The 24,663-nt window shown below is 67.0% G+C and carries 19 protein-coding genes; 10 read left to right on the top strand and 9 right to left on the bottom strand.

Translation table 11 applies throughout. The features are described from left to right. Positions 1–4: 4 nt before the first annotated feature. From ccmI to ACQR1L_RS27550, 6 genes are all read right to left on the bottom strand, one after another. Positions 5–1,105, bottom strand: a complete 1,101-nt coding sequence (gene ccmI / locus ACQR1L_RS27575) for a c-type cytochrome biogenesis protein CcmI (RefSeq protein WP_434861058.1) — start codon at positions 1,103–1,105, stop codon at positions 5–7. Between the two features lie 133 nt (positions 1,106–1,238). Continuing rightward, positions 1,239–1,508 (bottom strand): hypothetical protein, encoded by a 270-nt coding sequence (locus tag ACQR1L_RS27570; protein WP_434861057.1) that lies wholly within the window; start codon positions 1,506–1,508, stop codon positions 1,239–1,241. Between the two features lie 121 nt (positions 1,509–1,629). Then, on the bottom strand, positions 1,630–3,141 hold the full coding sequence (locus ACQR1L_RS27565) for a hypothetical protein (protein ID WP_434861056.1): 1,512 nt from the start codon (positions 3,139–3,141) through the stop codon (positions 1,630–1,632). Between the two features lie 109 nt (positions 3,142–3,250). Further along, positions 3,251–4,627 (bottom strand): ATP-binding protein, encoded by a 1,377-nt coding sequence (locus tag ACQR1L_RS27560; RefSeq protein WP_434861055.1) that lies wholly within the window; start codon positions 4,625–4,627, stop codon positions 3,251–3,253. A 61-nt stretch (positions 4,628–4,688) separates the two neighbouring features. Beyond that, positions 4,689–5,363, bottom strand: a complete 675-nt coding sequence (locus ACQR1L_RS27555) for a response regulator transcription factor (RefSeq protein ID WP_006614547.1) — start codon at positions 5,361–5,363, stop codon at positions 4,689–4,691. Between the two features lie 267 nt (positions 5,364–5,630). Continuing rightward, positions 5,631–5,783, bottom strand: coding sequence for a hypothetical protein (locus ACQR1L_RS27550; RefSeq protein ID WP_009027687.1), 153 nt, complete (start codon positions 5,781–5,783; stop codon positions 5,631–5,633). 257 nt (positions 5,784–6,040) lie between these two features. On the opposite strand from ACQR1L_RS27550, the gene ACQR1L_RS27545 reads away from it, so the two are divergent. From ACQR1L_RS27545 to ACQR1L_RS27535, 3 genes are all read left to right on the top strand, one after another. Next, a complete protein-coding gene (locus tag ACQR1L_RS27545) occupies positions 6,041–7,018 on the top strand; it encodes a Ku protein (RefSeq protein WP_434861054.1) in 978 nt (325 codons plus the stop codon). A gap of 386 nt (positions 7,019–7,404) precedes the next feature. Beyond that, complete coding sequence (locus ACQR1L_RS27540) at positions 7,405–8,406, top strand: LysR substrate-binding domain-containing protein (protein ID WP_434861053.1); 1,002 nt, start codon at positions 7,405–7,407, stop codon at positions 8,404–8,406. A 400-nt stretch (positions 8,407–8,806) separates the two neighbouring features. After that, positions 8,807–10,303 carry a porin gene (locus tag ACQR1L_RS27535; RefSeq protein ID WP_434861052.1) on the top strand — a complete coding sequence of 499 codons (1,497 nt, stop codon included), beginning with the start codon at positions 8,807–8,809 and terminating at the stop codon, positions 10,301–10,303. A gap of 156 nt (positions 10,304–10,459) precedes the next feature. Here ACQR1L_RS27535 and ACQR1L_RS27530 read toward each other — a convergent pair whose 3' ends face one another. Continuing rightward, the gene (locus ACQR1L_RS27530; protein ID WP_434861051.1) at positions 10,460–10,624 is read right to left on the bottom strand and encodes a Flp family type IVb pilin; all 165 of its coding nucleotides are present in this window, start codon (positions 10,622–10,624) and stop codon (positions 10,460–10,462) included. A gap of 387 nt (positions 10,625–11,011) precedes the next feature. Here ACQR1L_RS27530 and ACQR1L_RS27525 point away from each other — a divergent pair, with 387 nt between their 5' ends. The 4 genes from ACQR1L_RS27525 to ACQR1L_RS27510 all read left to right on the top strand — a co-directional run bounded on the left by ACQR1L_RS27525 (position 11,012) and on the right by ACQR1L_RS27510 (position 18,430). Continuing rightward, entirely contained in the window at positions 11,012–12,544 is a 1,533-nt protein-coding gene (locus tag ACQR1L_RS27525) for a thymidine phosphorylase family protein (protein ID WP_434861050.1), read from the top strand. A 42-nt stretch (positions 12,545–12,586) separates the two neighbouring features. Beyond that, positions 12,587–14,179 (top strand): MBL fold metallo-hydrolase, encoded by a 1,593-nt coding sequence (locus ACQR1L_RS27520; RefSeq protein WP_434861049.1) that lies wholly within the window; start codon positions 12,587–12,589, stop codon positions 14,177–14,179. A 270-nt stretch (positions 14,180–14,449) separates the two neighbouring features. Next, positions 14,450–16,567, top strand: a complete 2,118-nt coding sequence (locus tag ACQR1L_RS27515; RefSeq protein WP_434861048.1) for an OmpA family protein — start codon at positions 14,450–14,452, stop codon at positions 16,565–16,567. 12 nt (positions 16,568–16,579) lie between these two features. Beyond that, positions 16,580–18,430 (top strand): cell envelope biogenesis protein TolA, encoded by a 1,851-nt coding sequence (locus ACQR1L_RS27510; RefSeq protein ID WP_434861047.1) that lies wholly within the window; start codon positions 16,580–16,582, stop codon positions 18,428–18,430. Positions 18,431–18,615: 185 nt separating this feature from the next. Here the strand turns inward: ACQR1L_RS27510 and ACQR1L_RS27505 are convergent, their stop codons facing one another. Further along, positions 18,616–20,199 carry an MDR family MFS transporter gene (locus ACQR1L_RS27505; RefSeq protein ID WP_434861046.1) on the bottom strand — a complete coding sequence of 528 codons (1,584 nt, stop codon included), beginning with the start codon at positions 20,197–20,199 and terminating at the stop codon, positions 18,616–18,618. 171 nt (positions 20,200–20,370) lie between these two features. Then, a complete protein-coding gene (locus tag ACQR1L_RS27500) occupies positions 20,371–20,883 on the bottom strand; it encodes a YcgN family cysteine cluster protein (protein WP_434861045.1) in 513 nt (170 codons plus the stop codon). A gap of 316 nt (positions 20,884–21,199) precedes the next feature. Here ACQR1L_RS27500 and ACQR1L_RS27495 point away from each other — a divergent pair, with 316 nt between their 5' ends. From ACQR1L_RS27495 to ACQR1L_RS27485, 3 genes are read left to right on the top strand one after another with little or no spacing between them, the layout of a single operon-like run. After that, positions 21,200–23,482 carry a transglycosylase domain-containing protein gene (locus ACQR1L_RS27495; RefSeq protein ID WP_434861044.1) on the top strand — a complete coding sequence of 761 codons (2,283 nt, stop codon included), beginning with the start codon at positions 21,200–21,202 and terminating at the stop codon, positions 23,480–23,482. Between the two features lie 15 nt (positions 23,483–23,497). After that, on the top strand, positions 23,498–24,079 hold the full coding sequence (locus ACQR1L_RS27490; protein ID WP_434861043.1) for a DUF1214 domain-containing protein: 582 nt from the start codon (positions 23,498–23,500) through the stop codon (positions 24,077–24,079). Next, complete coding sequence (locus tag ACQR1L_RS27485) at positions 24,076–24,660, top strand: DUF1254 domain-containing protein (protein ID WP_434861042.1); 585 nt, start codon at positions 24,076–24,078, stop codon at positions 24,658–24,660. Before ACQR1L_RS27490 ends, ACQR1L_RS27485 begins: the two co-directional genes overlap by 4 nt. Positions 24,661–24,663 lie beyond the last annotated feature (3 nt).

The following is a 24,663-nucleotide window of genomic DNA, read 5'->3' as shown; positions in this document are numbered from 1 at the left end:
CTCATCATCCATCCAGCCCGAAGGTCTTCACGGCCTCGTTGAGCTGGCGCAACCGATCGGCATCCTTCACGGCCTGCCTTGCATCGGATAACGCCGATTTGGCCTTGTCGAGATCACCCAGCACGACATAAGCGCGCACCAGCCGCAGCCAGCCCTCGGGGTCGTCGCCATTCTCTTTCAGCCGCGTCGCCAGGCGATCGACCATGCCGCGGATCATCGTGTCGCGATCGCCGGCGCTCATGTCCTTGGCGGCGGCCATCGCCTCGCTCGGCAGCGCCGGCGCCTCGCCGCCGCCGACGCGGGCGAGCGCGGCCACCACCAGCGGCCGCCATGGCGCATCCGCCGAGCCCTTGCTCAGCATGCCCCGCCAGATCTTGGCGGCGTCGTCCTTGCGGCCGTCCTGCTCGGCGGCCAGGCCAAGATAATAGTTGGATTTCGGCTCGTCGGCGTCGAGCGCGTGGCCGCGCTCGAACTCGGCCTTGGCCTCGGCGGTGACCACCCCGCCCGCGGCAGCCGTGATCACCTCGCCGAGATCGGCGCGCTTGGCGGCGCCGTCGCCGGCATAAGTGATCATGTTGCGATAGGCGCGGATGGCGTCCTCGGTGCGGCCGAGCCGCGCCAGGACGGGGGCGAGCACCGTCCAGCCGCGGCCGTCGGTCGGATTCTTCTGCAGATGCTGCTCGACCTGCGACACCAGGTTTTCCAGCGGCTGCGAACCGTCGGCCGGCGTGGCGCGAGCGGTGAGCGGGAAGTCCGGCAGTTGCGGCGAGCCGAGCGGCAGATAGACCGCGAGCGCCACGATCGGCAGCCCGACCAGCGCCAGCACGGCCGCCATCCGGCGCAAGCCCAGGCTGGTCCTGGCCGGCGCGGCCTGCTCCTGGTCGGCGGCGGCCAGCAGCCGGCGGCCGATCTCGACCCGGGCCGCCTCGGCCTCGGCCTTGCCGATCAGGCCGGTTTCGACGTCGCGATCGATCTCGGCGAGCTGGTCCTTGTAGACGACGACCTCGCGGCCCTCGGTGGCGGCGCGCGCGCCCAGCCCGAGCGGCAGCAGGACGGCGAAGATCGCCGCGGCCGTCATCACGGCGAACACGAACCAGAGCGTCATCGACAGGGTTCCACAGCGCCCACCGGCAGGCGCATTGCCGCGCTTTTAACCAGCAGCGTTCCCGGCGGCAATTCACAATTGCCGCCCTGGTAGCGCACTCCCCGAAGCCGAAAAACTCAGGAGGATTACGTAATTAAGGCACCTCGAACTCGGCGCTCTTGGCGAGGTAGCTGCCGTGCCCGTTGAGGGCCATCAGGAAGTAGGTCCCCGGCCTGACCTCGTCGGTCAGCCTGATCCGCAGCGAGCCGGCCGGCACCGGCGAGGCGATGGTGGTGACGGGATCGGCGAGCTGTGCCCCGCTCGTCTTGTCGACGAGCACGACCTTGGCCTTGATCATGAGGTTGCGATAGGTCGCGCGTACCACGCGATTCTCGACTTCGACGAAGTTGATGACGGAAATCATGGTCTTGATGAAAACGGCTGAACTTAACGGCTGAACGTGCGGCGGAAGCGTCTGAGTTGCCCCGTCCCCCGGGACAACCGAAAATCGAACTCTTCAAATACGGGTGGAAGATAGCAAAAGATCAGCCGGCGCGCGAAGATTTTCGTTCGCCATTCAACGCATTCTCGGCCGACCGGCTCATCAATTGGGCGTAGTCGTTGCCGAACAGGACATGGCAGAAGCGGATCGCCGCCGAAACCTGCGACTGCCGATAGGCGCGCGCCCGGGCGTCGCCCGAGCGCAGCGACTGCACCAGCGCCTCGGTGGCCTTCTCGACATATTGCTGCAGGTCGGAATAGGTCCGCAGCGTGACCTCGTTGATGGCGAGCTCGCTGGCATAGTTGCGGCACACCGCGACGAACTCGATCAGCGCCGCGACCTCCTCGACCTCGCCGGTGTCGACGCCGGCGCCGGCCGGAATGTCCTTGTCGGCGCGCTGGCGCAGGATGCGGCGGGCGCGGCCCGGCACGCTGTCGATCTCGGATTGCAGCGCGTTGGAGATGTCGGCGCGGATCGCGGTGAGCTGCTTGCCCCAGTTCGATTCCGAGCGCAGGTCGAGCTCGGTGCGCAGGCCGCGGACGCCGTCATGCAAGGTCTTCAGCGTGTCGCCGAGATTGGAGAAGTGCCCGCGCCGGATGTCGGCGCGCAGCACCGCGGCAAGACCTGCGAGATCATTGAGCGCGATGGTCACGGCGACACCGAACGGGGTCGCCGCGACCCGGATCTCGTCGTCGGACGCGGCGATCTTGGTAGCAAGGCGGATGATCTGCCACGGCGCGGCCAGCCGCTGCATCACCAGCGACAGCGCGAACGGCAGCATCAAGGGCGTCTGCAACGACGGCACGTTGATCGCGTCGGTGACGGAGGCGATCTGCGAATCGCCGAGCGTCCGGATGATGCCCGGCAGGCGTCCGTTGAGACCGTCGAGCGCCTCGCGATTCTGCAGCACCAGCGCGATCGGCAGGAGGTCCTCGATCACGCTGGGCGCGCCGATGCGGGCCAGCAGACGCTGGCGGTCGCCGGTCGCGTTCGGGCCCACGAGCTTCATCAGGGACTCGGCGGCGGCGAGCTGCAGCTTGCGGGCGGCCATCTCGATCTCGCGCGAGCTGTCGCCGCCGGCCGACATCGCGGCCTCGAACTCGGCATAGCGCTCGGGCGCGCCCTCGCGTCCGAGCCACTGCCAGACGGCAAGCAGCGAGCCGCGGCGGATCTGTCCGGGACGCAGCGGACCGGTGGAATCGGTCAGGAACGGTTCGAGCGGCCGAAATAGCCGGCGCGGTGCATCCCCGCTCTGCCGGCGATCCTCGCGCGACGGGCCGGCCGCCGGCGCGGTTTCGGCTGCAGGCTTGGGCGGAGCGGCCTCGGCGGGCGCGGCGCGGGGGGGCGTCGAACGGGCGGCTTCGGCCGGAGCCGCAGCCGCAGCCGGCGCAACGGGACGCGCGACCTTGCGCAACTGCTCGAGCACCAGCGTGGCGACCGCCACGTCCTGGCCGCGCTCGATGGCGCGTTCGAACTCGCGCATCAGCAACGACTGCGCATTCGGCGGCAGCTGCCCGAGATATTCTCTCAATCGTTCTTGAGCTGTCTGACCCATGCGCCGGCGTGCAAATTTCCACCGCGAGAGCGCACATTGCGCACCCCTGCACCGACCTTAGCGTCCGCGATGTTAAGAACACCTTTAGGATGGCGAAATTCGCCGCCCGTCAAACGCCGGGCAGCCGGAGTTCGGCCCGGAGACCGCCGGTCGGCGCATCGCCCAGGGTCAGCCGGCCGCCATAGAGCGCCGCCAGATCGGTGACGATCGACAGGCCGAGGCCCGATCCTGGTTTGGATTCGTCGAGTCGCTGGCCGCGCCGCAGCACCTGGGCGCGCTCGGCCGCCGAGAGGCCCCGGCCATCGTCATCGACGATGATGCGCAGCATCGGCGATGCCCCCGGCTGCGCCGGCGGCTCCACCGTCAATTCGACGGAAACCCGGGAGGTCGCCCATTTGCAGGCATTGTCGACGAGATTGCCGACCATCTCCTCCAGATCCTGGCGCTCGCCGCGAAACCGCGCCGACGGGTCGGTCGTGGCCTCGACCAGGATGCTGCGATCGCGATAGATCTTCTCCATGGTGCGGCGCAGCGCCTCGATCGCCGGCGCCACTTCGGTGACGGTCGACACGATCGTCACGCGCGCCGCGATCCGCGCCCGCTCGAGGTGGTGGGCGACCTGGTCGCGCATCACATCGGCCTGCTCCATCACCTTGGCCGCGAACGGATCGGCCGCGTGGGTGGTCGCTTCGTTCACGATCACGGACAGCGGCGTCTTGATGGCATGGGCGAGATTGCCGACATGGGTGCGCGCCCGCTCGACGATCTCGCGATTGGCATCGATCAGCGCATTGGTTTCGCGCGCCAGGGGGGCGATTTCGACCGGAAACTCGCCTTCGAGCCGCTCCGCCCGGCCGGAGCGGATGTCGGCGATCGATTCGGAGATGCGCTTCAGCGGCGCGAGGCCGTAACGGACCTGGAAGATGGTGGTCAGCAGCAGCACGACGCCGAGCGCGGTGAAGGTGCCGCCGAGATAGTAGTCGAAGCTGCGGGTCTCGTCGAAGATCTCGGACGCGTCCCCGGCGACGCTGACCAGGAATTTGCCGTCCGAGCCGAGGTCCACGGGCCGCTCGACCATGCGCAGATCCTGGTTCTCCGGTCCCTCGACATAGCCGATCCGGATACCGGCCGCGGTCAGCTCGATCCCCTGCTCCTCCAGCTTGGGCAGCTTCTTGTCCCACAGCGAGCGCGAGGCCCGCACCTCCGGCTTCTCGGTGTCGGTGCGCGTGATCTGCCAATACCAGCCGGACAGGGGCAGCTCGAACAGCGGCTCGCCGAGCGACTGGAATTGCCGGTCGGGCGGATCGTCGGGAGTGGCGACCTCGGCGATCAAGGTGCGCAGGTAGAGGTTGATCCTGCGGTCGAAGGCGCGCTCGGTCGCATTGCGATAGACCGAGGACAGCACGATGCCGGTGATGGCGAGGATGACCACGAGCCACGCGGTCGCGGACAGGAACAACCGGGTGGCAAGTGAACTTTGGCGCATGACCGCAAATTAGCGAAACGTCCGGCGCCCGGCCACCTCGATGGCGGGCGCCGGAGACGGTTCAGGCGCCGGCTGCCGGGGGCGGCGTCAGGAGATAGCCGAGGCCGCGCACGGTCTGGATGACGTCGCAGTCGAGCTTCTTCCGGATGCGGCCAACGAACACCTCGATGGTGTTGGAGTCGCGGTCGAAGTCCTGGTCGTAGAGATGCTCGACCAGTTCGCTCCGCGAGACCACGCGGCCGGAATGATGCATCAGGTAGGACAGCAGCCGGTATTCGTGTGAGGTCATCTTGACGGGGTTGCCTGACACGCTGACCTTGCCGGTGCGGGTATCGAGCGTGACGGGGCCACAGGTCAGTTCGCTCTGGGCATGACCGGCCGAGCGACGGAGCAGCGCGCGGATGCGCGCCAGCACCTCCTCGAGGTGGAACGGCTTGGCAACGTAATCGTCAGCGCCGGCATCGAAGCCCTGCACCTTGTCGCTCCAGCGGTCGCGCGCGGTGAGGATCAGGACCGGCATCGCCCGGCCGTTACGACGCCAGGCCTCGAGAACGGAGATGCCATCCATCTTCGGCAGGCCGATATCGAGCACGACAGCGTCATAGGGCTCGCTGTCGCCCAGGTAATGCCCCTCCTCACCATCGAACGCACGGTCCACGACGTAGCCGGCGTCGCTCAGGGCCGTGGTGAGCTGACGGTTGAGATCCGGATCGTCCTCGACAACGAGCAGACGCACGCTTGCCTCCAAAGCTGAACTGCACGATTTCCGCCCTCAAGATGAACCGGAAGGCCGTGAACCGCGCATGAACGGAACCCGACCGAACGGGTTACTTTTTGGTCATCTCGGTCGGGGCCGCCGGCAAGGGCCGACAGAATTGAGGCGGATATACGCTCTGGAACACCGCGATGAAAAGCCCGGCCATGGGGATGGCCGGGCTGGATTTGGCGCGAAGCGATGGAGGCCGGCCGCGGTGTCACGGCCAGCCGACGTCTCGATGCGCCCTCAGGTATGGAAGAACACGAACCACACGAGGCCCAGGACCAGCAGCGCCAGCCCCGTGGAGATGGCCAGCATCGCCAGCACCGACGGGCCGGGTTCGCCCTGCCGGGCTTCGGTGGGAGTTTCGACGATCTGCGACCCTCGTCTTGTTGCCATGGCGCCCTCAGCTCGCTGCTGTTCTCGAACGCAATATCGCGTTCTCTCACTTGCTCAGTTGGCAACGTCTGCCCCCAGATGATGTTCCGGCGCGGCCCCCGCATGCGACCAGTTAACGCCGCTCTTAGAATCTGCGGGTAGGCTTGTTGAATCCGCGGCCTGCGATGTTATCCTCGCGGCCGTCGCGAGAACTAAGTCCGCAGCAGCCCGGTCCCGGGGAGTTCGCCCGTCAGTTTGCAGTTGAGTGGAGTGGAGACATGGCCCCGCGCGCCAATTGGAAGGGTTTTCTGCGGCTATCGCTCGTGACCTGCCCGGTCGCGCTCTATCCGGCCACGTCGGAATCCGAAAAAGTCTCCTTCAACCAGATCAACCGCAAGACCGGCCATCGCATCAAGTACAGCCGCGTCGACGCCGAGACCGGCGAGGAAGTAGCCAACGAGGACATCGTCAAGGGCTACAAGGTCGACACCGACACCTACATCGAGGTCACCAAGGACGAGCTCGACGACATCGCGCTGGAATCGACCCACACGATCGAGATCGACGAGTTCGTGCCGCGCACGGATATCGACAGCCGCTATCTGATCCGCCCCTATTATCTCGTGCCCGACGGCAAGGTCGGCCATGACGCCTTTGCGGTGATCCGCGAGACCATCCGCAGCATGGACAAGGTCGCGATCGGCCGCGTGGTGCTCACCAACCGCGAGCACATCATCGCGCTGGAGCCGCTCGGCAAGGGGCTGATGGGCACGCTGCTGCGCTATCCCTACGAGGTGCGCAACGAGGACGAATATTTCGACGACATCCAGGATGTGAAGATCACCGGCGACATGCTCGATCTCGCCAAGCACATCGTCGAGAAGAAATCGGCCGACTTCCAGCCGGAAAACTTCGAAGACCACTACGAGGCCGCACTGGTCGAACTCATCAACAAGAAGCGCAACGGCGTGACCATCACCGCCAAGGCCGCGCCGAAGTCGACCGGCAACGTCATCAACCTGATGGATGCGTTGAAGCGCAGCCTTGCCAGCGAGGGCGACAAGGCACCGGCCCCGGCCACCGCCAGCGCGCCGAAGGCCAAGGCGAAGAAGCCGAAGAAGCGCGTCGAAGGCCAGCGCGAGATGCTGCTGCCGATCAGCGGCAAGAAGGCCAAGGACGATGCGAAGAAGGCGGACGAGCCGAAGAAGGCCGAGAAGCCGGTTCGGACGACCGCTCGCTCGCGAAAGGCCGGATGACACCTCGCGGACGCACTGAAGCGCCACAGGTGGAACCCGCCGTCGCTTCAACGTGTCGTCCCTCCTCTAAGCTCCTCCTCTGATCTCAACTTCCTCATCCTTACCGGTGAGGCGCTGGTTTTGCTGAGCTGGTCCGCTATTCCCGCCTCCAAGGCTGGGCGCGGATTTGTGATCGGTTCGATGCCGCCTCCGTGCTTGCGGAATGAGCACGCCGCGCCTAGCTCTGCGGCGCGGGTGAATGATCGGGCGCAGCTTCCACGCGAAGGCGGCTGATCGATGATGGAGCGACCTTGGCGGAGTCGGTCCGGCTGCACGACGCGGCGTATCAGGGGGTATGAATGGTCCAGCATGTCGGAAGCCATTGCCGGGCACGGCGCGGCTAGCCCATGGCGCGTGTTCAGCTGTCCGAGCTCTCGGCGTTCGCGGCCGTCGCGGATACGTTGAGCTTCACCAAGGCGGCCGCCCACATCGGTTGCTCGCTGCCGACCATCAGCCAGACGATCAAGGGCCTCGAGGAGCGGCTCGACGTCCGGCTGTTCAACCGCACGACGCGCAGCGTGGCGCTGACGGCGGCCGGCGAGCGGCTGCTGGCGGAGATTCAGCCGGCTCTCGAACGTGTCGATCAGGCCATCGAGAGCATCAACGCCTTTCGCGACAAGCCGATGGGCACGTTGCGCTTGACGGTGTCGCGCGTGTTCGCCATGCGCGGCCTCGGTCCGCTGATCCGGTCATTCCTCGCCGAATACCCGGACATCCATCTCGAACTCGCCGTCGACGACACCAACAGCGACATCGTCCGCAATCGATTCGATGCCGGTATTCGCGCGGGCCATCGCGTCGAACGCGACATGAAGGTCATTCGCGTGTTCGACGAATGCAGCTTCGTGGCCGTGGCCTCCCCCGGCTATCTCGCAGCCCATCCGACGCCCATGGTTCCCGAAGATCTGCAGAGCCACAACTGCATCCGTCATCGCGCGCCGGCCGACGAGACGTTGCAGCCCTGGATCTTCGACAATGGCGGCGATCACACGGAGATCGCGGTGGAGGGCGCGCTGACCGTCAACGATCTCGACCTCGCGCTGAATGCCGCGCTCGACGGCATCGGAGTGGCCTACCTCGTCGAGCCGATGATCGACCAGCATCTGGCGGACGGACGGCTGGTGCGGCTCCTGCCCGGCTGGAGCCATACGATGCCTGGACTGTTCCTCTATCACCCGAGCCGACGGCAACCGCCGATGCCGCTGCAGGTGTTTCTCGACTTCGTCAAGCGATGGCGCAGCGGCGCCACGCTCGATCGAATCACGCGAGCCTCGGACGTCGGCGGCAACGGACTGGTTGCAGCGACGTCACATCGCTCGTCCATAACGATTGAATCGAATCGCCGCTGAGAGCCGGATCGCACTCCGACGCGTGCCGCGCATTCCGAGTGATGCGTGAACGCACCATCGTGTGCGCAGGTTGCGTGATTCCCCCGTGATTGTTCGGGATTCCCACCTACCCTATTCATGATTATCATCATTAACAGATTGTTCCAGAACGGACACAACGGTGGCGTTGCCGCGTCGAAGCTCGTGCGATCCGAGAGCATGTTAACGACGACCGAGTGGAACACGGGCAAACCAGCCCAGATTCATCAAATTGAAATGAGCTGGTGCACACTTCATTCATGCCACCGAGAGCCAAGCCGATCGGCCTGAGCGGGAATGCGGGTGTGAAAGCAGAAGCTGGCAACCGCCAGAGGCGACACGCGGGGGGCCGTGTGACCGCCGATCAACCGGAGAGATTGAGATGAAGACGATCAGGGGCCTGCTTCTTGGAACGGGAGCAGTGATATTGTCCGCCGCGGCGGCTCACGCTGCAGACCTTCCGCTCAAGGCCAAGGCCGTCGAGTATGTCAAGGTGTGCTCGCTGTACGGCACCGGCTTCTACTACATGCCCGGCACCGACACCTGTATCAAGCTCGGCGGCTATGTGCGCGCCGAAACCGCGCTGTGGACCAACAGCAACTATGGCGGTGCCTATGGCGGCGTGGCCGGCGCCGACAACCGCCTCAGCAACCGCTATCAGATGCGGTCGCGCCAGGACATCAACATCGATACGCGGACGGCCACCGAGTATGGCGTGGTCCGCACCTATTTCGACGCGGTCCTGACCTGGACCTCCGGCTCCACCGCCGGCACCGGCGGCGGCGCGACCGCCTATACGGGCGACGCCATCTCGGGCGGCACGCTCGGCGTCTACTACGCCTTCATCCAGTTCGCCGGCTTCACCATGGGTAAGGCGGTGTCGACCTTCGACGCGCCGTGGACCAACTATCCGGGCAACAATTTCGACGGTCTCGTCGGCGGCAGCGGCTCCAACAACGGCGTCAACCAGCTGACCTACACCGCCGATTTCGGCCAGGGCATCACCGCCGCGATTTCGCTGGAGGACCAGACCCAGTTCTTCACCACCAACATCTGGAACACCTCGGGCATCACCGCGGCGGGCGTGCTCGGCGGCGCCTACGGCACCAGCAGCATCGGCGGCAACGTGTCGCCGGACATCATCGGCATGGTTCGCGTCGACCAGGCCTGGGGCATTTTCCAGGCGTCGTTCGCCGCGCATGACAACCACACGGCCTATTATGGCGCGACGGAAACGTCGGGCCATCCGTCCGACAAATGGGGCTGGGCTGCTCAGGCGTCGTTGTCGATCAAGAACATCCCGACCGGTCCGGGCGACGTCGTCAACCTGCAGGCGGTTTATACCGATGGTGCCAGCCGCTACAACTTCCAGAGCTTGGCCTCGACGTCCTATTCGATGTACGGCAGCACCGGCGTGCCCGGCGCCTACCAGAGCATCGGCTTCGCCGGCGTCGCCGACGCGGTCTACGGCGCAGGCACGGGCCTCTCGACCGTGCAGACCTGGGGCATGCGTGGCGCCTACACCCACAATTGGGATCCGCGCTGGAACACGGCGCTGTACGGCGCCTACGCCCAGGTCCGCTACGGCCAGACCGGCACGAACCTGATCTGCACCGGCATCGCCGCGACCGCCATGCTCACGGCGGGCTCGACCTGCAATCCCGACTTCAACCTCGGGCAGATCGGCCTGATCACGCGCTGGACTCCCGTGAAGGGCCTGACCTTCTCGGCCGACGTGACCTACAGCCACCTCGACCAGAAGTTCTCGGGCACCGCGATCGCTCCGGCGGTCACGAGCACGGCCAAGCCGGCCGCCACGTATCAGCTCCGCGACCAGGACACGGTCAGCATGCTGCTGCGCGCCCAGCGCAACTTCTGACGCTAGACGATCAAACCTCAACCGCTCCAAAGCTTCCGGCGATGCCCCGCCGGAAGCTTTGTCTTTTTCAAGCGGCTGCGGAAGTGGCAAATACGAAGGGCGCCGTGCGGACACACGGCGCCTTCGAATTGATCCGGCTGCGGCGGGACGATCGTTCTATTTGATAGACGTATTGATCGCGGTGAACTTGCTGCTCAGTCCCGAGCCGAGGCCGTTGACCGCGGCAAGGATCACGATGCTCAAGCCGCCGGCGATGATGGCGTATTCGATCGAGGTCGCGCCAGCCTGATTCTTCAGGAAGTTTGCAATCAACTGACGCATCTATCACTCCGGTCGGGCTCGATCATCAGGCGCGCCGCGACGGCGCGCGCACAGGCCGGGACGGACGCCCCGGGAAACCCTCGGGCATCCGCTTGAAAAATAGGTTAATCTGATCGGAGACAAACGGCGCAGCAGATGCCTGCCCCGGCAGCGCCCGCCGGTCGCAGCCAAGGCTCGCCAGCCATTTCAAAACTCCGCGCAATCCATTGAATTCGTTGACTTTATCTCTCACGCGCGAGTCTGGAGGACAAGGTTGTCCAAGATGCGCCGCGTGGGGATGATCGTCGACACATCGAGAAAAAAATTCGGCTTGGCCGCAATCCGTCTCCGGCATGATCTGCGTCAACGGCCGTGACGGCGACCGGCTTAACGGTGACGATCACCGCCATGACCACAGCCGAATTCGCCCGCCCCCAGCTCAAGATCCGCAGCGTCGCGCTCGACACCGGCCGCGAGAACGTGGTCGTGATCTCGCGCCGCTCCAAGGCGTTGCGGCCGGATGTCTTCAGTGGCTTCAGCCGGGTCGAGCTGCGCTGCAATTCCCGGACATTGCTGGCGACGCTGCTGATTACCGACGACGACGCGCTGGTCGGGCCGGACGAGATCGGCCTGTCCGAGCCGGCGCTACGGCGCTTCGCAGAACCGCCGGGGACACTGGCGACGGTCTCGCCGGCGACGCCGCCCGACAGCCTCGAATCCGTCCGCGCCAAGATCCGCGGCGAGACCTTGAGCGACCAGGCGATCGCCGCCGTGATCGACGACCTCGCCCACTACCGCTATTCCGACATGGAGATCGCGGCGTTCCTGATCGGCTCCGCGAGCTTCATGAGCTCGGGCGAGCTGCTGGCGCTGACGCGCGCGATGGCCAATGCCGGAACGCAGCTCACATGGCCCGAGCCCGTCGTGGTCGACAAGCACTGCATCGGCGGCATTCCCGGCAACCGCACCTCGATGGTGGTGGTGCCGATCGTCGCCGCCCATGGGCTCACCATCCCGAAAACCTCGTCGCGCGCGATCACCTCGCCGGCCGGCACCGCCGACACGATGGAGGTGCTGGCGCGGGTGAATGTCGGCGCCGAGGAGATGAAGTCGATCGTCGCGGCCTGCAACGGCTGCGTGATCTGGGGCGGCCACGTCAACCTGTCGCCGGCCGACGACATCCTGATCTCGGTCGAGCGCCCGCTCAGCCTCGATACGCGCGAGCAGATGGTGGCCTCGATCCTGTCGAAGAAGCTCGCCGCGGGCTCGACGCATCTGCTGCTCGACCTGCCGGTCGGTCCGACCGCCAAGCTGACCAGCGGCGCCGAGGCGATGCGCTTGCGAAAACTGTTCGAATTCGTCGGCGATCGTTTCGGCATCAAGGTCGAGGTGATCACGACCGACGGTCGCCAGCCGATCGGCAACGGCATCGGTCCGGTGCTCGAGGCGCGCGACGTCATGGCCGTGCTGGGCAATGAGCCGTCGGCACCGGCGGACCTGCGCGAAAAATCGCTGCGGCTCGCGGCGCATCTGCTCGAATATGATCCGAAGCTGCGCGGCGGCGCGGGCTACGCGCGCGCCCGCGAGCTGCTCGACAGCGGCGCAGCCCTGAAACAGATGCAGAAGATCATCGACGCCCAGGGACCGACGACGAGCCGCAGCGAACTCGGCAACCTCGCCTTCGATGTGCGGGCCGAGCACGATGGCACCGTCGCCGCGATCGACTGCCTGCGGCTCAACCGCCTGGCACGCACTGCCGGCGCGCCGGTCAACAAAGGCGCCGGCATCAGCCTGTTCAAGAAAATCGGCGACCGCGTCGACCAGGGCGAGCCGCTCTATCGCGTGTTCACCTGCGATCCGTCGGAGCACGATCTGGCGGCCGCCGCCGCGGGCGCCAACAATGGCTACGCGTTCGCGGACGGTCCGAACGGCCAGCGCTGATCGGCATCGCATATTCCATCAAACAAGCCAGGAGACCGCCGCATGAGTGTCAGCCTTCGCTTCTGCGGCGCCGCCCAGACCGTGACCGGATCCTGTTATCTGCTGCGCACCGACACGGGCCAGATCCTGATCGATTGCGGACTGTTCCAGGGCCAGAAGACGCTGAAGGAGCTGAACTACGGCGACTTCCCGTTCCGGCCCGCCGATATCGACGCCGTGCTGCTGACGCATGCGCATATCGACCACAGCGGACTATTGCCGAAGCTGGTGAGCTCGGGCTTCGACGGCAAGATCTTCGCCACCCGCGGCACCATCGATCTGTGCTCCTGGATGCTCCCCGATGCCGGCAACATCCAGGAGCAGGAAGTGCTGACGCTGAATCGCCGCAACATCGCGCGCGGCCGCGGCGAAGTGACTCCGATCTATACGCAGGCCGATGCAGTCGCCGCGTTGCAGTATTTCCAGCCCGTGCCCTACGAGAGCTGGACGGACATCATTCCCGGCGTGCGCGCCCGCTACTGGAATGCCGGGCATCTGCTGGGCTCCGCGTCCATCGAGATCGAGTTCGCTGGTCAAGGCTCCGACGGCGCACCGCTGCGCCTGCTTGCCTCCGGTGACGTCGGCCCCGACGCCAAGCTGTTGCAGCCCGATCCGAAAGCGCCCTCGGGCTTCGACTACGTGATCTCGGAAGCCACCTACGGCGATCGCATCCGCGAGGCGACCACGGAGGAACGGCGTCGCGAGCGTCTCGCCGGCGAGGTGCGCGAGGCCGCCGCGGCCCGCGGCGCGATGCTGATCCCGGCCTTCGCGGTGGAGCGGACGCAAGAGCTGATCGTTGATCTTGTCGGGCTGATGGAGCGCGGCGCGATCCCGGCCGCGCCGATCTTCCTGGACTCGCCGCTCGCCATCCACGCCACCGAGGTGTTTCGCGCGCATGCCGCGAGCCTCGACGGCGGCAGCGATGTCGAACGTCTGCTGTCGTCGCCGCATCTGCGCTTCACCGAAACCGTCGATGAAAGCAAGGCGATCGCCAAGCTGACCGGTTTCCACATCATCATCGCCGCCAGCGGCATGTGCGACGCGGGCCGCATCCGCCATCATCTGAAGCGCTGGCTATGGAATAACCGCGCCACGGTGCTGCTGGTCGGCTACCAAGCCAACGGCACGCTCGGCCGCTTTCTGCAGGACGGCGTCAAGGCGGTGCGCATCCAAGGCGAGGAGATCAAGGTCGGAGCGCGCATCCGCATGATCGACGATTATTCGGGCCATGCCGACGGCGCCGAGATCGCGCGCTGGATCGCGGCCCGCCGCCCGATTGCGCGCGGCCTGTTTCTGTCGCACGGCGAGGAAGCGGCGATCGCGGCGCTGGCCGCGCGCGTGAGCGAGCGGATCGTGCCGGCAGCCAAGCTGTTTTCCCCCCTGCTCGACGACGTCTACGAACTCACAACGCCTGCCCCGACCTCGATCGACGTGGCCCGCAGGCGCCGGCTGGCGCCGGAGGCCGTCACCCGGCTCGACTGGCATAACGACATGTCGGGCCTCCTGCTCGACATCCACGCGCGCATCGAGCAGGCCGCCGACGACCGCGCCCGCGGCATCATCATCCGCCGCCTGCGCCGGGCGCTCGAGGAGTAACGGCCCCACGCGGCTCACTGTCGCTTGGTCGTCGAACGGTCACACTTTGCTCGCAAGCTCGGCCCACCGGAGGTCGACGAAGAAGCGACCGCAACCCGAGGAGCGAGGCTGCCGCAAAAGGCAGCGCCATCTCCGCTTGTGTATATTGAAGAACACAACGCGGGAGACGGCTGGTCTCCCAAGGCGATTCTGATAGGCTCGACGCGTGGTTCACGACAAACGGCTCGATCCGGGTGAATCCGGCGCAGGTGGGGAAACGGGGGCTCTCACATGCATCAACCATCGAAATGGTGGGCGGGACTGATCGTCGTCGGCGTGCTCTGGCTGGTAGCCATGGGCTTCAAGACGGCGGGTGTCGAAAACGAAATTGCGCCGCGGGCGCGGGCCGCCGTGGCCGCCGCCGCACCAGATACCGCAGCAGCATTGAAGGTGTCGGTCGCCGGGCGCGACGTGCGCATCGAGGGTCCGGAGTTCGGTCCCGACCAGGCGAGCCGGCTCGAGGACGCCGCCAGCGTCGAGGGCGTCAGGCTGGTCGACGGCACCTACGACAAGCTGCCGACGCCGAAGCCCTATGCGTTCCGCGCCGCACGCAGCGGCAGCCAGCTGGTGCTCGAAGGCACGGTGCCGACGCCCAAAGCGCGGGACACCGTGCTCGGCGCGGCCCGCTCCGCGGGCGGCGGCGAGGTCGTCGACCGCCTCGGCTATGCGCTCGGCGCGCCCACCGATTTCGCAGTGATCGCGAGCCACGGCCTGGCGCAGGCCGCCAAGCTGAAGGACGGCACGTTCGCCCTTGCCGACAAGCAGTATTCGATCGCCGGTGCCGCCGCCTCATCGGACGTCTACGAGGCGGCCGTGGCCGCGACCCGGCAACTGCCCGGCGGCGCGGTGCTCGCCAATGCCGCCATCCTGCCGCCGGAGGCCAAGCCCTTCATCTGGAGCGCGGTGCGCGACGGCAAGGGCCTCGTGTTGTCAGGCGTCGTCCCCAGCGACGAGCTCCGGCGCGCGCTCGAAGCGGCCGCGATCAAGCTCGCGCCCGGCGCGCCGGTGACGCACCAGATGCAGATCGCGCGCGGCGCGCCGTCCGGCGATTTCGGCGCCTATGCGACCTACGCGCTGGCCGAGTTGAGCCGGCTGACCACGGGGCGCGTCGTGATCTCGGACGCCACCTACACGATCTCGGGCGAGGCGCCTTCGCCGGCGGCCTATGACGCGGCGATCGCGGGCACCGGCAAGCTGCCCGCAGGGCTCAGCCTGGCAAAAGCGGACATCGTGCCGCCGGAGATCAAGCCCTATCGCTGGTCGGCGGAATTCGATGGACGCGGCGTGACTTTGGCCGGTCTTGCGCCCAGCGCTACCGTGCGCGAGGCGATGCTGGGCGCGGCGGGCGGACAGTTCGACGGCAAGCTGATCAAGAGCGACGTCGGCATCGCGCGCGGCGCGCCCGACAGCGACGTCGGCAAGGTCGGCGCAAGCCTGCTGCAGCTTCTCGCCAAGCTCTCGGCAGGCCGCGCCGAGATCAACGACACGAAGGTCTCGCTGCGCGGCATCGGGCTCGCCAACGTCACCGGGGCTGCGCTGCGCGAGGCGCTCGCGGGCGCCCTGCCCGCGCCGTTCACGGTCGCCGCCGTCGACGTGCGCGACGGTCCGATCTCACCCTATGCCTTCGGGCTGCAGAAGCAGGATGGCCGCGTCAAGCTGAGCGGCTATGTGCCCGACGAGGCCGCGCGGCGCGATCTCGTCGACGCGGCGACGCAGGCCTTCGTCACCGATACGGTCGAGGACAGCCTGAAGATCGGCGACGGCGCGCCCAAGGACTTCGTGCCGTCGTTGAAGGCGACCTTCCCGGCGCTGGCGCGGCTGTGGTCGGGGGCGCTGACCGCGAAGGATACCGCGATCTCGGTGGACGCGCTCGCCATCTACGACAAGTCCGCCGAGCAGGTGCGGAAGGAGCTCGCGGACGCCGCCGGCGGCCTGAAGCTCGCCGACGTCAAGATCGCGGTCAAGCCGGACGATCCGCCGCTTGCCGTCGCCGACTGCCAGCCGGCCTTCAACGGGCTGCTCGCGAAGGGGCGCATTCGGTTTGCGACCGGCAGCGCCGAGCTCAGCCGCGACTCGCTGGCGCTGCTCGATCACCTGATCGAGACCACCAAGCGCTGCAAGGAGGCCGAGATCGCGATCGAAGGCCATACCGACAGCGTGGGCGACGAAGAGACCAACATGGAGCTCTCGAAGAAGCGTGCGGCGGCCGTGGTCGGCTACATCGGCGAGGCCGGCATCGACACCGCGCGGATGACCTCCGAGGGCTACGGCCAGACCAAGCCGGTCGCCTCCAACGACACGCCGGAAGGCCGCGCACAGAACCGCCGCATCGAATTCGTCGTGAAGTGAGGCGCTGACATCATGATGTACGACCTTGCGACATTTCCGGTCTGGATCCTGCTCTCCGCGCTGATCGGCGGCGCGGTCGGCTGGATCACCTGGTCCGACCACAAGCACCCGGACTGGCACCGGGGCTGGCTGTTGCCCGCTACGCTCGCCTTCGCAATCGGTCTGTTGATGGCGCTCCTGGGGGTGCTGCCGGGACGCGCCGGGCTTTGGCTCGAAGTCTTGCTGCTGATGATCAGCGCCTATTTGCTCGGCTGCCTCGCGGGCGGATATCTGAAGGACTATGCCGGGCTGAGTGACACCAGCGCGATGTCGCCGGGCGGCCCGGGCGGCAATCTGGCGCTGGCGGCCTATACCGGCGGCGGACGCCCGGTCGCGGACAACCGATCCCCATCGCCCGCGGCCCAGGCGGCCGCCAGCATCGAAGCCGATCGTCTTGCCGCGGAAGCCGCCGCCAAGGCCGAGGCCGATCGCCTCGGCGCGGAAGCCGCCGCAAAGGCCGAGGCCGATCGCCTCGCTGCGGAAGCCGCTGCAAAGGCCGAGGCCGATCGCCTCGCTGCAGAGGCTGCCGCAAGGGCCGAAGCCGATCGCTTCGCCGCGGAAGCTGCCGCGAAGACCGAAGCCGATCGCCTCGCCGCGGAAGCTGCCGCAAAGGCCGAAGCCGATCGCCTCGCTGCGGAAGCTGCCGCGAAGGCCGAAGCCGAGCGTCTTGCCGCGGAAGCTGCCGCGAAGGCCGAAGCCGAGCGTCTTGCCGCCGAGGCTGCCGCGAAGGCCGAAGCCGATCGCCTCGCCGCGGAAGCTGCCGCAAAGGCCGAAGCCGATCGCCTCGCCGCCGAGGCTGCCGCAAAGGCCGAAGCTGACCGCCTCGCCGCAGAAGCCGCGGCAAAGGCCGAAGCCGATCGCCTCGCCGCAGAGGCTGCTGCAAAAGCCGAAGCCGACCGCCTCGCCGTGGAAGCCGTTGCCAGAGCCGAGGCGGAGGCTCAGCGCCTCGCGGCCGAGGCGACTGCGAAGGCCGAGGCCGATCGCGTCGCGGCCGAGGCCGCCGCCAAGGCGGAGGCCGAACGAGTTGCGGCGGAGGCCGAGGCTGAGCAGTTCGCCAGCGCCGTCGCCGCCTCGTCAGCACCTATGGCTGCTGCCGATGACAGGCCGCCGGCCCTGCCCGCTCCCGACGGCAGCGCGGACGATCTCAAGCTGATCAAGGGCATCGGGCCCAAGAACGAGCGCGTTCTCAACGACATCGGCGTGCATCATTTCAGCCAGATCGCGGAATGGACGCCGGCGCATGCGGACTGGGTCGGCCATCACATGGCGTTCCCCGGCCGGATCGAGCGTGAGCATTGGATCGCCCAGGCGAAGCTGCTCGCGGCCGGTCTCGACACCGCGCATTCGAGCGCGGTGAAGTCCGGCGCCATCACGATCGATGAGCAGGCCGATGCGGCGCTGACCGAAGACGAGGCCAGCTACCTCCTGGCCCACCTGCCGGCGCTGATGCCACCGGTCGAGAACCAGGACGATCACGCCGGCAGCCGGCCGCTCGGCCTCGCTGCCCCGCACGGCGGACAGGCGGACGACCTCAAGCTGATCAAGGGCATCGGCAAGCAGAACGAGGCGCGGCTACACGGGCTCGGCATCTGGCACTTCGAGCAGATCGGGGCCTGGACGGCGGAGCACGCCAAATGGGTCGGCTCCTACCTGGCCTTCGCGGGGCGGATCGAGCGCGAGCAGTGGATCAGCCAGGCCAAGGAACTCGCGAACGGCGGAGCGACCGAGTTCTCCCGTCGCGCCGAGGCCGGTCTCGTCAAATCATCGCTCGATGACGGCTCGCGCGGGCAGGACAACGTCGAGGTCGTTCAGCCCCGCCAATAGCAGCGCCAGCGCGCGAATCGTAGTGTGGGCAAAGGCGCTGCCGTGCGCTCTCCTCACGCGAGGTCGCAGCGGCGCCGTGCCCACCGTCTTGCCACTTGCCGTGCTTGACGATGGTGGGCACGGCGCGTGACAGCGCGCCTCGAATCTCGGCCCTGCCCGGCGCCTTTGCCCATTCTACTTCTTTGCTACTCCGCGAGCTCCACCGGCTCATTCCTTGACGGGCCGGCCAGCGGACGCTCCTCCATCAGCATCATGCACACGGAGGCGCAGGCGAGCATCAACGTGGCCGCGGCATAGACGAAGCGGAAGGCATGGATCATGTCGGCCTCCGCAATGCCGCTGACCGCGCCATGGGCGCCCTCGGCCAGCGAGATGTCGGCGCCGAGCACCATCAGGAGAATGGCGCTGAAGGCCGCGACCGTGAACGACGACATCATCGAGCGGAAGAAGTTCATCGCGCCGGTGATGGTGCCGATCTGCGAGCGCGCCACTGAGTTCTGGAGCGACACCACCGAGATCGGGAACGCCGTGCCGAGCCCGATGCCGAAGATCGACAGCAGCACCATCAGGACCCACAGCGACGGCGTGGTGACGGTCATCACCGCGGCGGCGACAGTGCCGACGAGCGTGCCGATGATGGCGACGCGCTTGTAGTGCTTGACCCGCGCCATGGTGCGGCCGGCGATCGCAGCGCCGAAGGTCGAGATCGCCGCGATCGGAATCAGGCCGAGCCCGGCCTGGCTCGGCGTCAGGTGATAGACCAGCTCGTAGTACAGCGGCAGGTGAACGGTCAGCCCGATCAGCGCGCCGAGCGCGCAGCCGCTCGCCAGCATGCCGTAGGGCACCACGGTGCCACCCATCAGCGACAACGGCAGGAACGGCTCGTCGGCCCGCTTGGCGTGCCAGACGAAGGCCAGCCCCAGCGCCACCGCGCTGCCGATCATCGCCAGGATGGTCGGCGACAGCCAGGCCAGCTTGTGGCCGCCCCAGGTCAGCACCAGCATGAACACGACGGCCGACGCCATCAGCAGCAGACCGCCGGCCCAGTCGACCTTGCGCAGCCGGTGATAGACCGGCAGCCGCGCCATCTTGGGCAGCAGCAGCCCCAGCGCCGCGATGGCCAGGGGCACGTTGATCCAGAAGATCATCGACCAGTGCAGATGATCGGCGAAGAAGCCGCCGATCACCGGCCCCAGCAGGCCCGCCAGCAGCCAGACGCCGCTGAAATAGGCCTGGTACTGGCCGCGCTCGCGCGGGCTGACCACGTCGGAGATCACGGTCTGGACGACCGGCATGATGCCGCCGCCGCCGAGCCCTTGCAGGCCGCGGGCGAGGATCAGGACCGGCATGTTCGGCGCCAGCGCGCAGACGATCGAGCCCACCACGAACAGGCTGAGCGCGGTGATGATCATCGAGCGCCGGCCATAGATGTCGCAAAGCGTGCCGAACACCGGCGCCACGGCGGTGGAGGCCAGCAGATAGGCGGTGATCACCCAGGAGAGGTTGGTCACATCCTGGAACTCGCGGCCGATGGTCGGCAGCGCGGTCGCGACGATGGTCTGGTCGAGCGCGGCCAGGAACATCGTCAGCAGCAGGCTCATCAGGATGGTGCGGACTTCGGCCTGGGTCAGCGGAACCGGCGGCGCCAGCGACGGAGCATCATCCACCGCCTGCACCTGCGGCGGGATCGCCGGCAGCTCGGCGGCAATCTCTTCGGGCAAGGATTGGGACGCGGCCGGATAACGGCTCTGTCGATCAAACTTGTTCATGGGGATAAATTGCTACGCCGCGCGCGGCCAACGCCGCGCAGATTCGCCAGATAGCGAACTACTTAAGGCATAATTTTCCCTTGCGGCAGCGGGCCCCGCGCATGGGCGTATCCCGACAGCACGGGACTGGTCGCACCATCGTGACTTGCTGCGCGTGCGAAGTGACCGGGCTCATTTGGGCCGGTGCTTCAGCTTGGCGCGCTTCGGGAGCAGCACCGGCCATTGCACGATGTGATCCTCGAGCTGGTCGTCGGGAACGTCGTCCTCGGTGCCCTCGACTCGGCCACGTACGGAGACCCCTGCTTCATGCACCGTCTGAGGATCGCCGGAGATCAGGGGATGCCACCAGTAGAGATCGCGTCCCTCCGCCGCCAGCCGGTAGCCGCAGCTCGGCGGCAGCCAGGTGATGGTGCGGACGTTCTCCGGCGTCAGGCGGACGCAGTCCGGCACCTGTTCCGAGCGGTTCGGGTAGTCCTTGCAGGCACATAGGCCGGCATCCAGAAGCTTGCAGGAAATGTGGGTGAAGTAGATGTCGCCGGTATCCTCGTCTTCGAGCTTCTCAAGACAGCAGCGCCCGCAGCCGTCGCACAGGCTCTCCCATTCCGCCTCGGACATCTCTTCCAAGGTCTTGGTTTTCCAGAACATTCCCTCCTGGCCCGAGGGACGTTTGAGCGGTGCTGTCATCGGGCGATTCCAAGGGGGTGCGGCGTGGCGCCATCTAGGTGCCCCGCCCCGAACCGCGCAAGGGGGCGCCGGGAACGTTCATGCAGGACGTTAGCTTTGTGCATCAAATTGTGAGCGGAACCATTGGTTTGTGACACCCGCTCGGCTAGATTGTGGGCTTGAGTCACTCGGCGGCGGCGCGCAGTGCCATGGGTTGGTACTTTGTCGTGCCTTGGGTTTGCCGCAACAATCGCGCAAGACCCTTCGATGGCCCCCAGCCCGCGTGCTGAGTGCTTTCGAAGCCCGCTGACACGCTTTCGAAACGACCAGGGTTCCCGTGCGGCAGATCATTCCAGACGATTGGAAGAAGCGGATCAACAATTTCCGCCTGGATCTCGACGCGCGGTTCGATTCGGCGCTGTTCTCCTCGCTGCGCGGCACCCGCGAACTGTACGAACGCTACTCCGCCTTCATGGACCGCTTCTATGTCGGCGGCTGGAAGCGCTGGGTGTTTGTCGAGCCGTTCTCGGAAGCCGCCACGATCGGGCTTGGCGGCCTGGTGCTGATGCTGGCGCTGGCGATCCCCGCCTTCCGGGAGACCGCCGACGAGGACTGGCTCAAGAAGTCCGATCTCGCGGTCACCTTCCTCGACCGCTACGGCAACCCGATCGGCAGCCGCGGCATCAAGCACAACGACTCCATTCCGCTCGAAGACTTCCCGGACAATCTGATCAAGGCGACCTTGGCCACCGAGGACCGCCGCTTCTACGACCATTTCGGCATCGACTTCCCCGGCCTCGCCCGCGCGCTGGTCACGAACGCCCAGGCCGGCGGCGTCCGCCAGGGCGGCTCCTCGATCAGCCAGCAGCTCGCCAAGAACCTGTTCCTGTCCAACGAGCGCACCATCGAGCGCAAGGTCAACGAGGCGTTCCTGGCGATCTGGCTGGAAACCCGCCTGACCAAGAACGAGATCCTCAAGCTGTATCTCGACCGCGCCTATATGGGCGGCGGCACCTTCGGCGTCGACGGCGCGGCGCATTTCTACTTCAACAAGTCGGTGCGCGACATCAACCTGGCGGAAGCCGCGATGCTGGCCGGCCTTTTCAAGGCGCCGACCAAGTTTGCCCCGCACATCAACCTGCCGGCGGCGCGCGCCCGCGCCAACGTCGTGCTCGACAACCTCGTGGATGCCGGCTTCATGACCGAGGGCCAGGTGTTCGGCGCCCGCCGCAACCCGGCCTTCGCGGTCGACCGGCGCGACGAGAGCTCGCCCAACTACTTCCTCGACTATGCCTTCGACGAGATGCGCAAACTGGTCGACACGTTCCCGAAGTCCTATACCGAGCGCGTGTTCGTGGTGCGGACCTCGATTGACATGACCGTGCAGCACGCGGCCGACGAGGCGATCGAGAACCAGCTGCGCCAGTTCGGCCGCGACTATCATGCCACCCAGGCGGCAACCGTCGTCTCCGATCTCGATGGCGGCATCCGCGCCATGGTCGGCGGCCGCGATTACGGCGCCAGTCAGTTCAACCGGGCTACCGACGCCTATCGGCAGCCAGGCTCGTCGTTCAAGCCCTACGTCTACACCACGGCGCTGCTGAACGGCTTCAAGCCGACCTCGATCGTGGTCGACGGCCCGGTCTGCATCGGCAATTGGTGTCCGCAGAACTATGGCCATTCCTATTCCGGCTCGGTCACGCTGACCCAGGCGATCACCCGCTCGATCAACGTCGTCCCCGTGAAGCTGTCGATCGCGCTCGGCGGCAAGGATGGCCCCAAGGCCGGCCGCGCCAAGATCATCGAGGTCGCCCGCCGCTTCGGCCTCAAGGCGCCGCTGCCTGACACGCCGTCGATGCCGATCGGATCGGACGAGGTCACCGTCCTCGAGCACGCCGTCGCCTACGCGACGTTCCCGAACAAGGGTAAAGCGGTGACGCCGCATTCGGTGCTGGAGGTGCGCACCGGCGCCGGCGACCTGGTCTGGCGATGGGACCGTGACGGGCCGAAGCCGCGCCAGGCGATCCCCGCCTCCGTGGCCGCCGACATGGCGGGCATGATGAGCCACGTCGTCAGTGAAGGCACCGCCCGCCGTGCCGCGCTCGACGGCATTCCGACCGCCGGCAAGACCGGCACCACCAATGCCTATCGTGACGCCTGGTTCGTCGGCTACACCGGCAACTTCACTTGCGCGGTCTGGTACGGCAATGACGACTATTCACCGACCAACCGCATGACCGGCGGCTCGCTGCCGGCGCAAACCTGGCACGACATCATGCTCGCCGCGCATCGGGGCGTCGAGGTGAAGGAACTGCCCGGCGTCGGCATGGGCGAGAAGCTGCCGCCGCAGCCGGCCGCCGCGGCGATGGCCCAGTCCGGCCAGCCGAAGACGCTGGAGATCAAGCCCGGCCCACCGCCGATCCTGACCCGGCGTGGCGCCGATATCCTGGTGCAGGTCGAAAAGATGCTGGACGACGCCGCGCGCGTCGCCGAAAAGGCTGCGCCCGTCGATCCGAAGAAGCCGGGCAAGCCGGTGTCATCCAGCGCGCTGGCCTTCCCCGAGAACTACGCCACGGCCATCGCCGACAGCGTGGCCACCCCTGCCCTGCGCAAGAACTGACGACAGCGAATTCCCGTGCGGCTGCTCCTGATCACCCTGCTCGCGCTCCTGATCGCCACCGGCGTCGGCGTCGGCGCGACCTGGATCACCACGACCCGCGGCACCGAGTTCGGAACGCTCACGATCGGGGCCTGGACGGCGCGGCCGAAGACCGGCACCGCCGATGTCGACCCCTATGCGCGCGCGACGATCACCCGCAATGGCGAGCTGCCGATCGGCACCGGCGACGGCGTCGCCTTCACCGCCACCACGGACGACAAGAAGAAGCCGCTCGACGGCCGCTGCGACATTCTCGTCAGCGGCGTGACGCCGGCGGCGCGGTTCTGGACGCTCACGCTGTACGACCGGAAAGGCCATCTCGTGGCCAATACGCTGCAGCGCTATGGATTCACCAGCCAGGAGCTGGTGCGCGGCGCCGACGGCTCGTTTGAGATCCGCGTCGCCTCGCGCTCGCGCGCCGGCAATTGGCTGCCGACCGGCGGGATCGAACGCTATGCGCTGATGCTCCGCCTCTACGACACGCCGGTGGGGGTCGCGACCCGCACGCAACGTGACGCGCCGATGCCGTCGATCACCACGGTGGGATGCCCGTCATGATCCGGCTGGTGTTCACCGTCGTCGTTGGCGTGCTGCTCGGCGGCGTGGTGCATCTCGTCAGCGTGCTGGCGCTGCCGCGCATCTCGACGCAGGACGCCTATTCGCGTCTGACGCCGCTGACCAAGCTCAACGCCGTCACGCCGCTGCCGCTCGCCGATCCCGGCAATTCGCCGATGCCGTTCATGGATCCGGCGTTCGCCATGGCGATCTGCCGCTACGACCTCGCGGACGGCCCGCTCAAGCTCACCGTTCCCGTGAGCCAGGCCTACACCTCGGTGTCGTTCTACACGCGCAACGAGATCGCCTATTACGCCATCAACGACCGCTCGGCCGGCAAGCGCGTCATCGAGCTCGACCTGATGACCGAGGCCCAGCACGAGGACCTGCCCGAGGACGAGGAGGTCACGGCCGCCGACCGCCTGATCATCGATTCGCCGACCACGACCGGCCTGATCGTGCTGAAGGCGCTGGCGGCGGAACCGGGCCTGATGCCACAGGCGCAGGCCTCGCTTGCCGCGGCCAGTTGCGGCGTGCAGACCGAGCCGCCGGCCAAGGCAGAGAAGCCGCGCGGCAAACGGTAAGGC

This window comes from Bradyrhizobium sp. HKCCYLR20261 (assembly GCF_051168435.1).
In the GTDB taxonomy this organism is placed as follows: Bacteria; Pseudomonadota; Alphaproteobacteria; order Rhizobiales; family Xanthobacteraceae; genus Bradyrhizobium.
The sequence above is the reverse complement of the archived record's forward strand: the minus strand, read 5'-3'. Positions and strand labels throughout refer to the sequence as shown.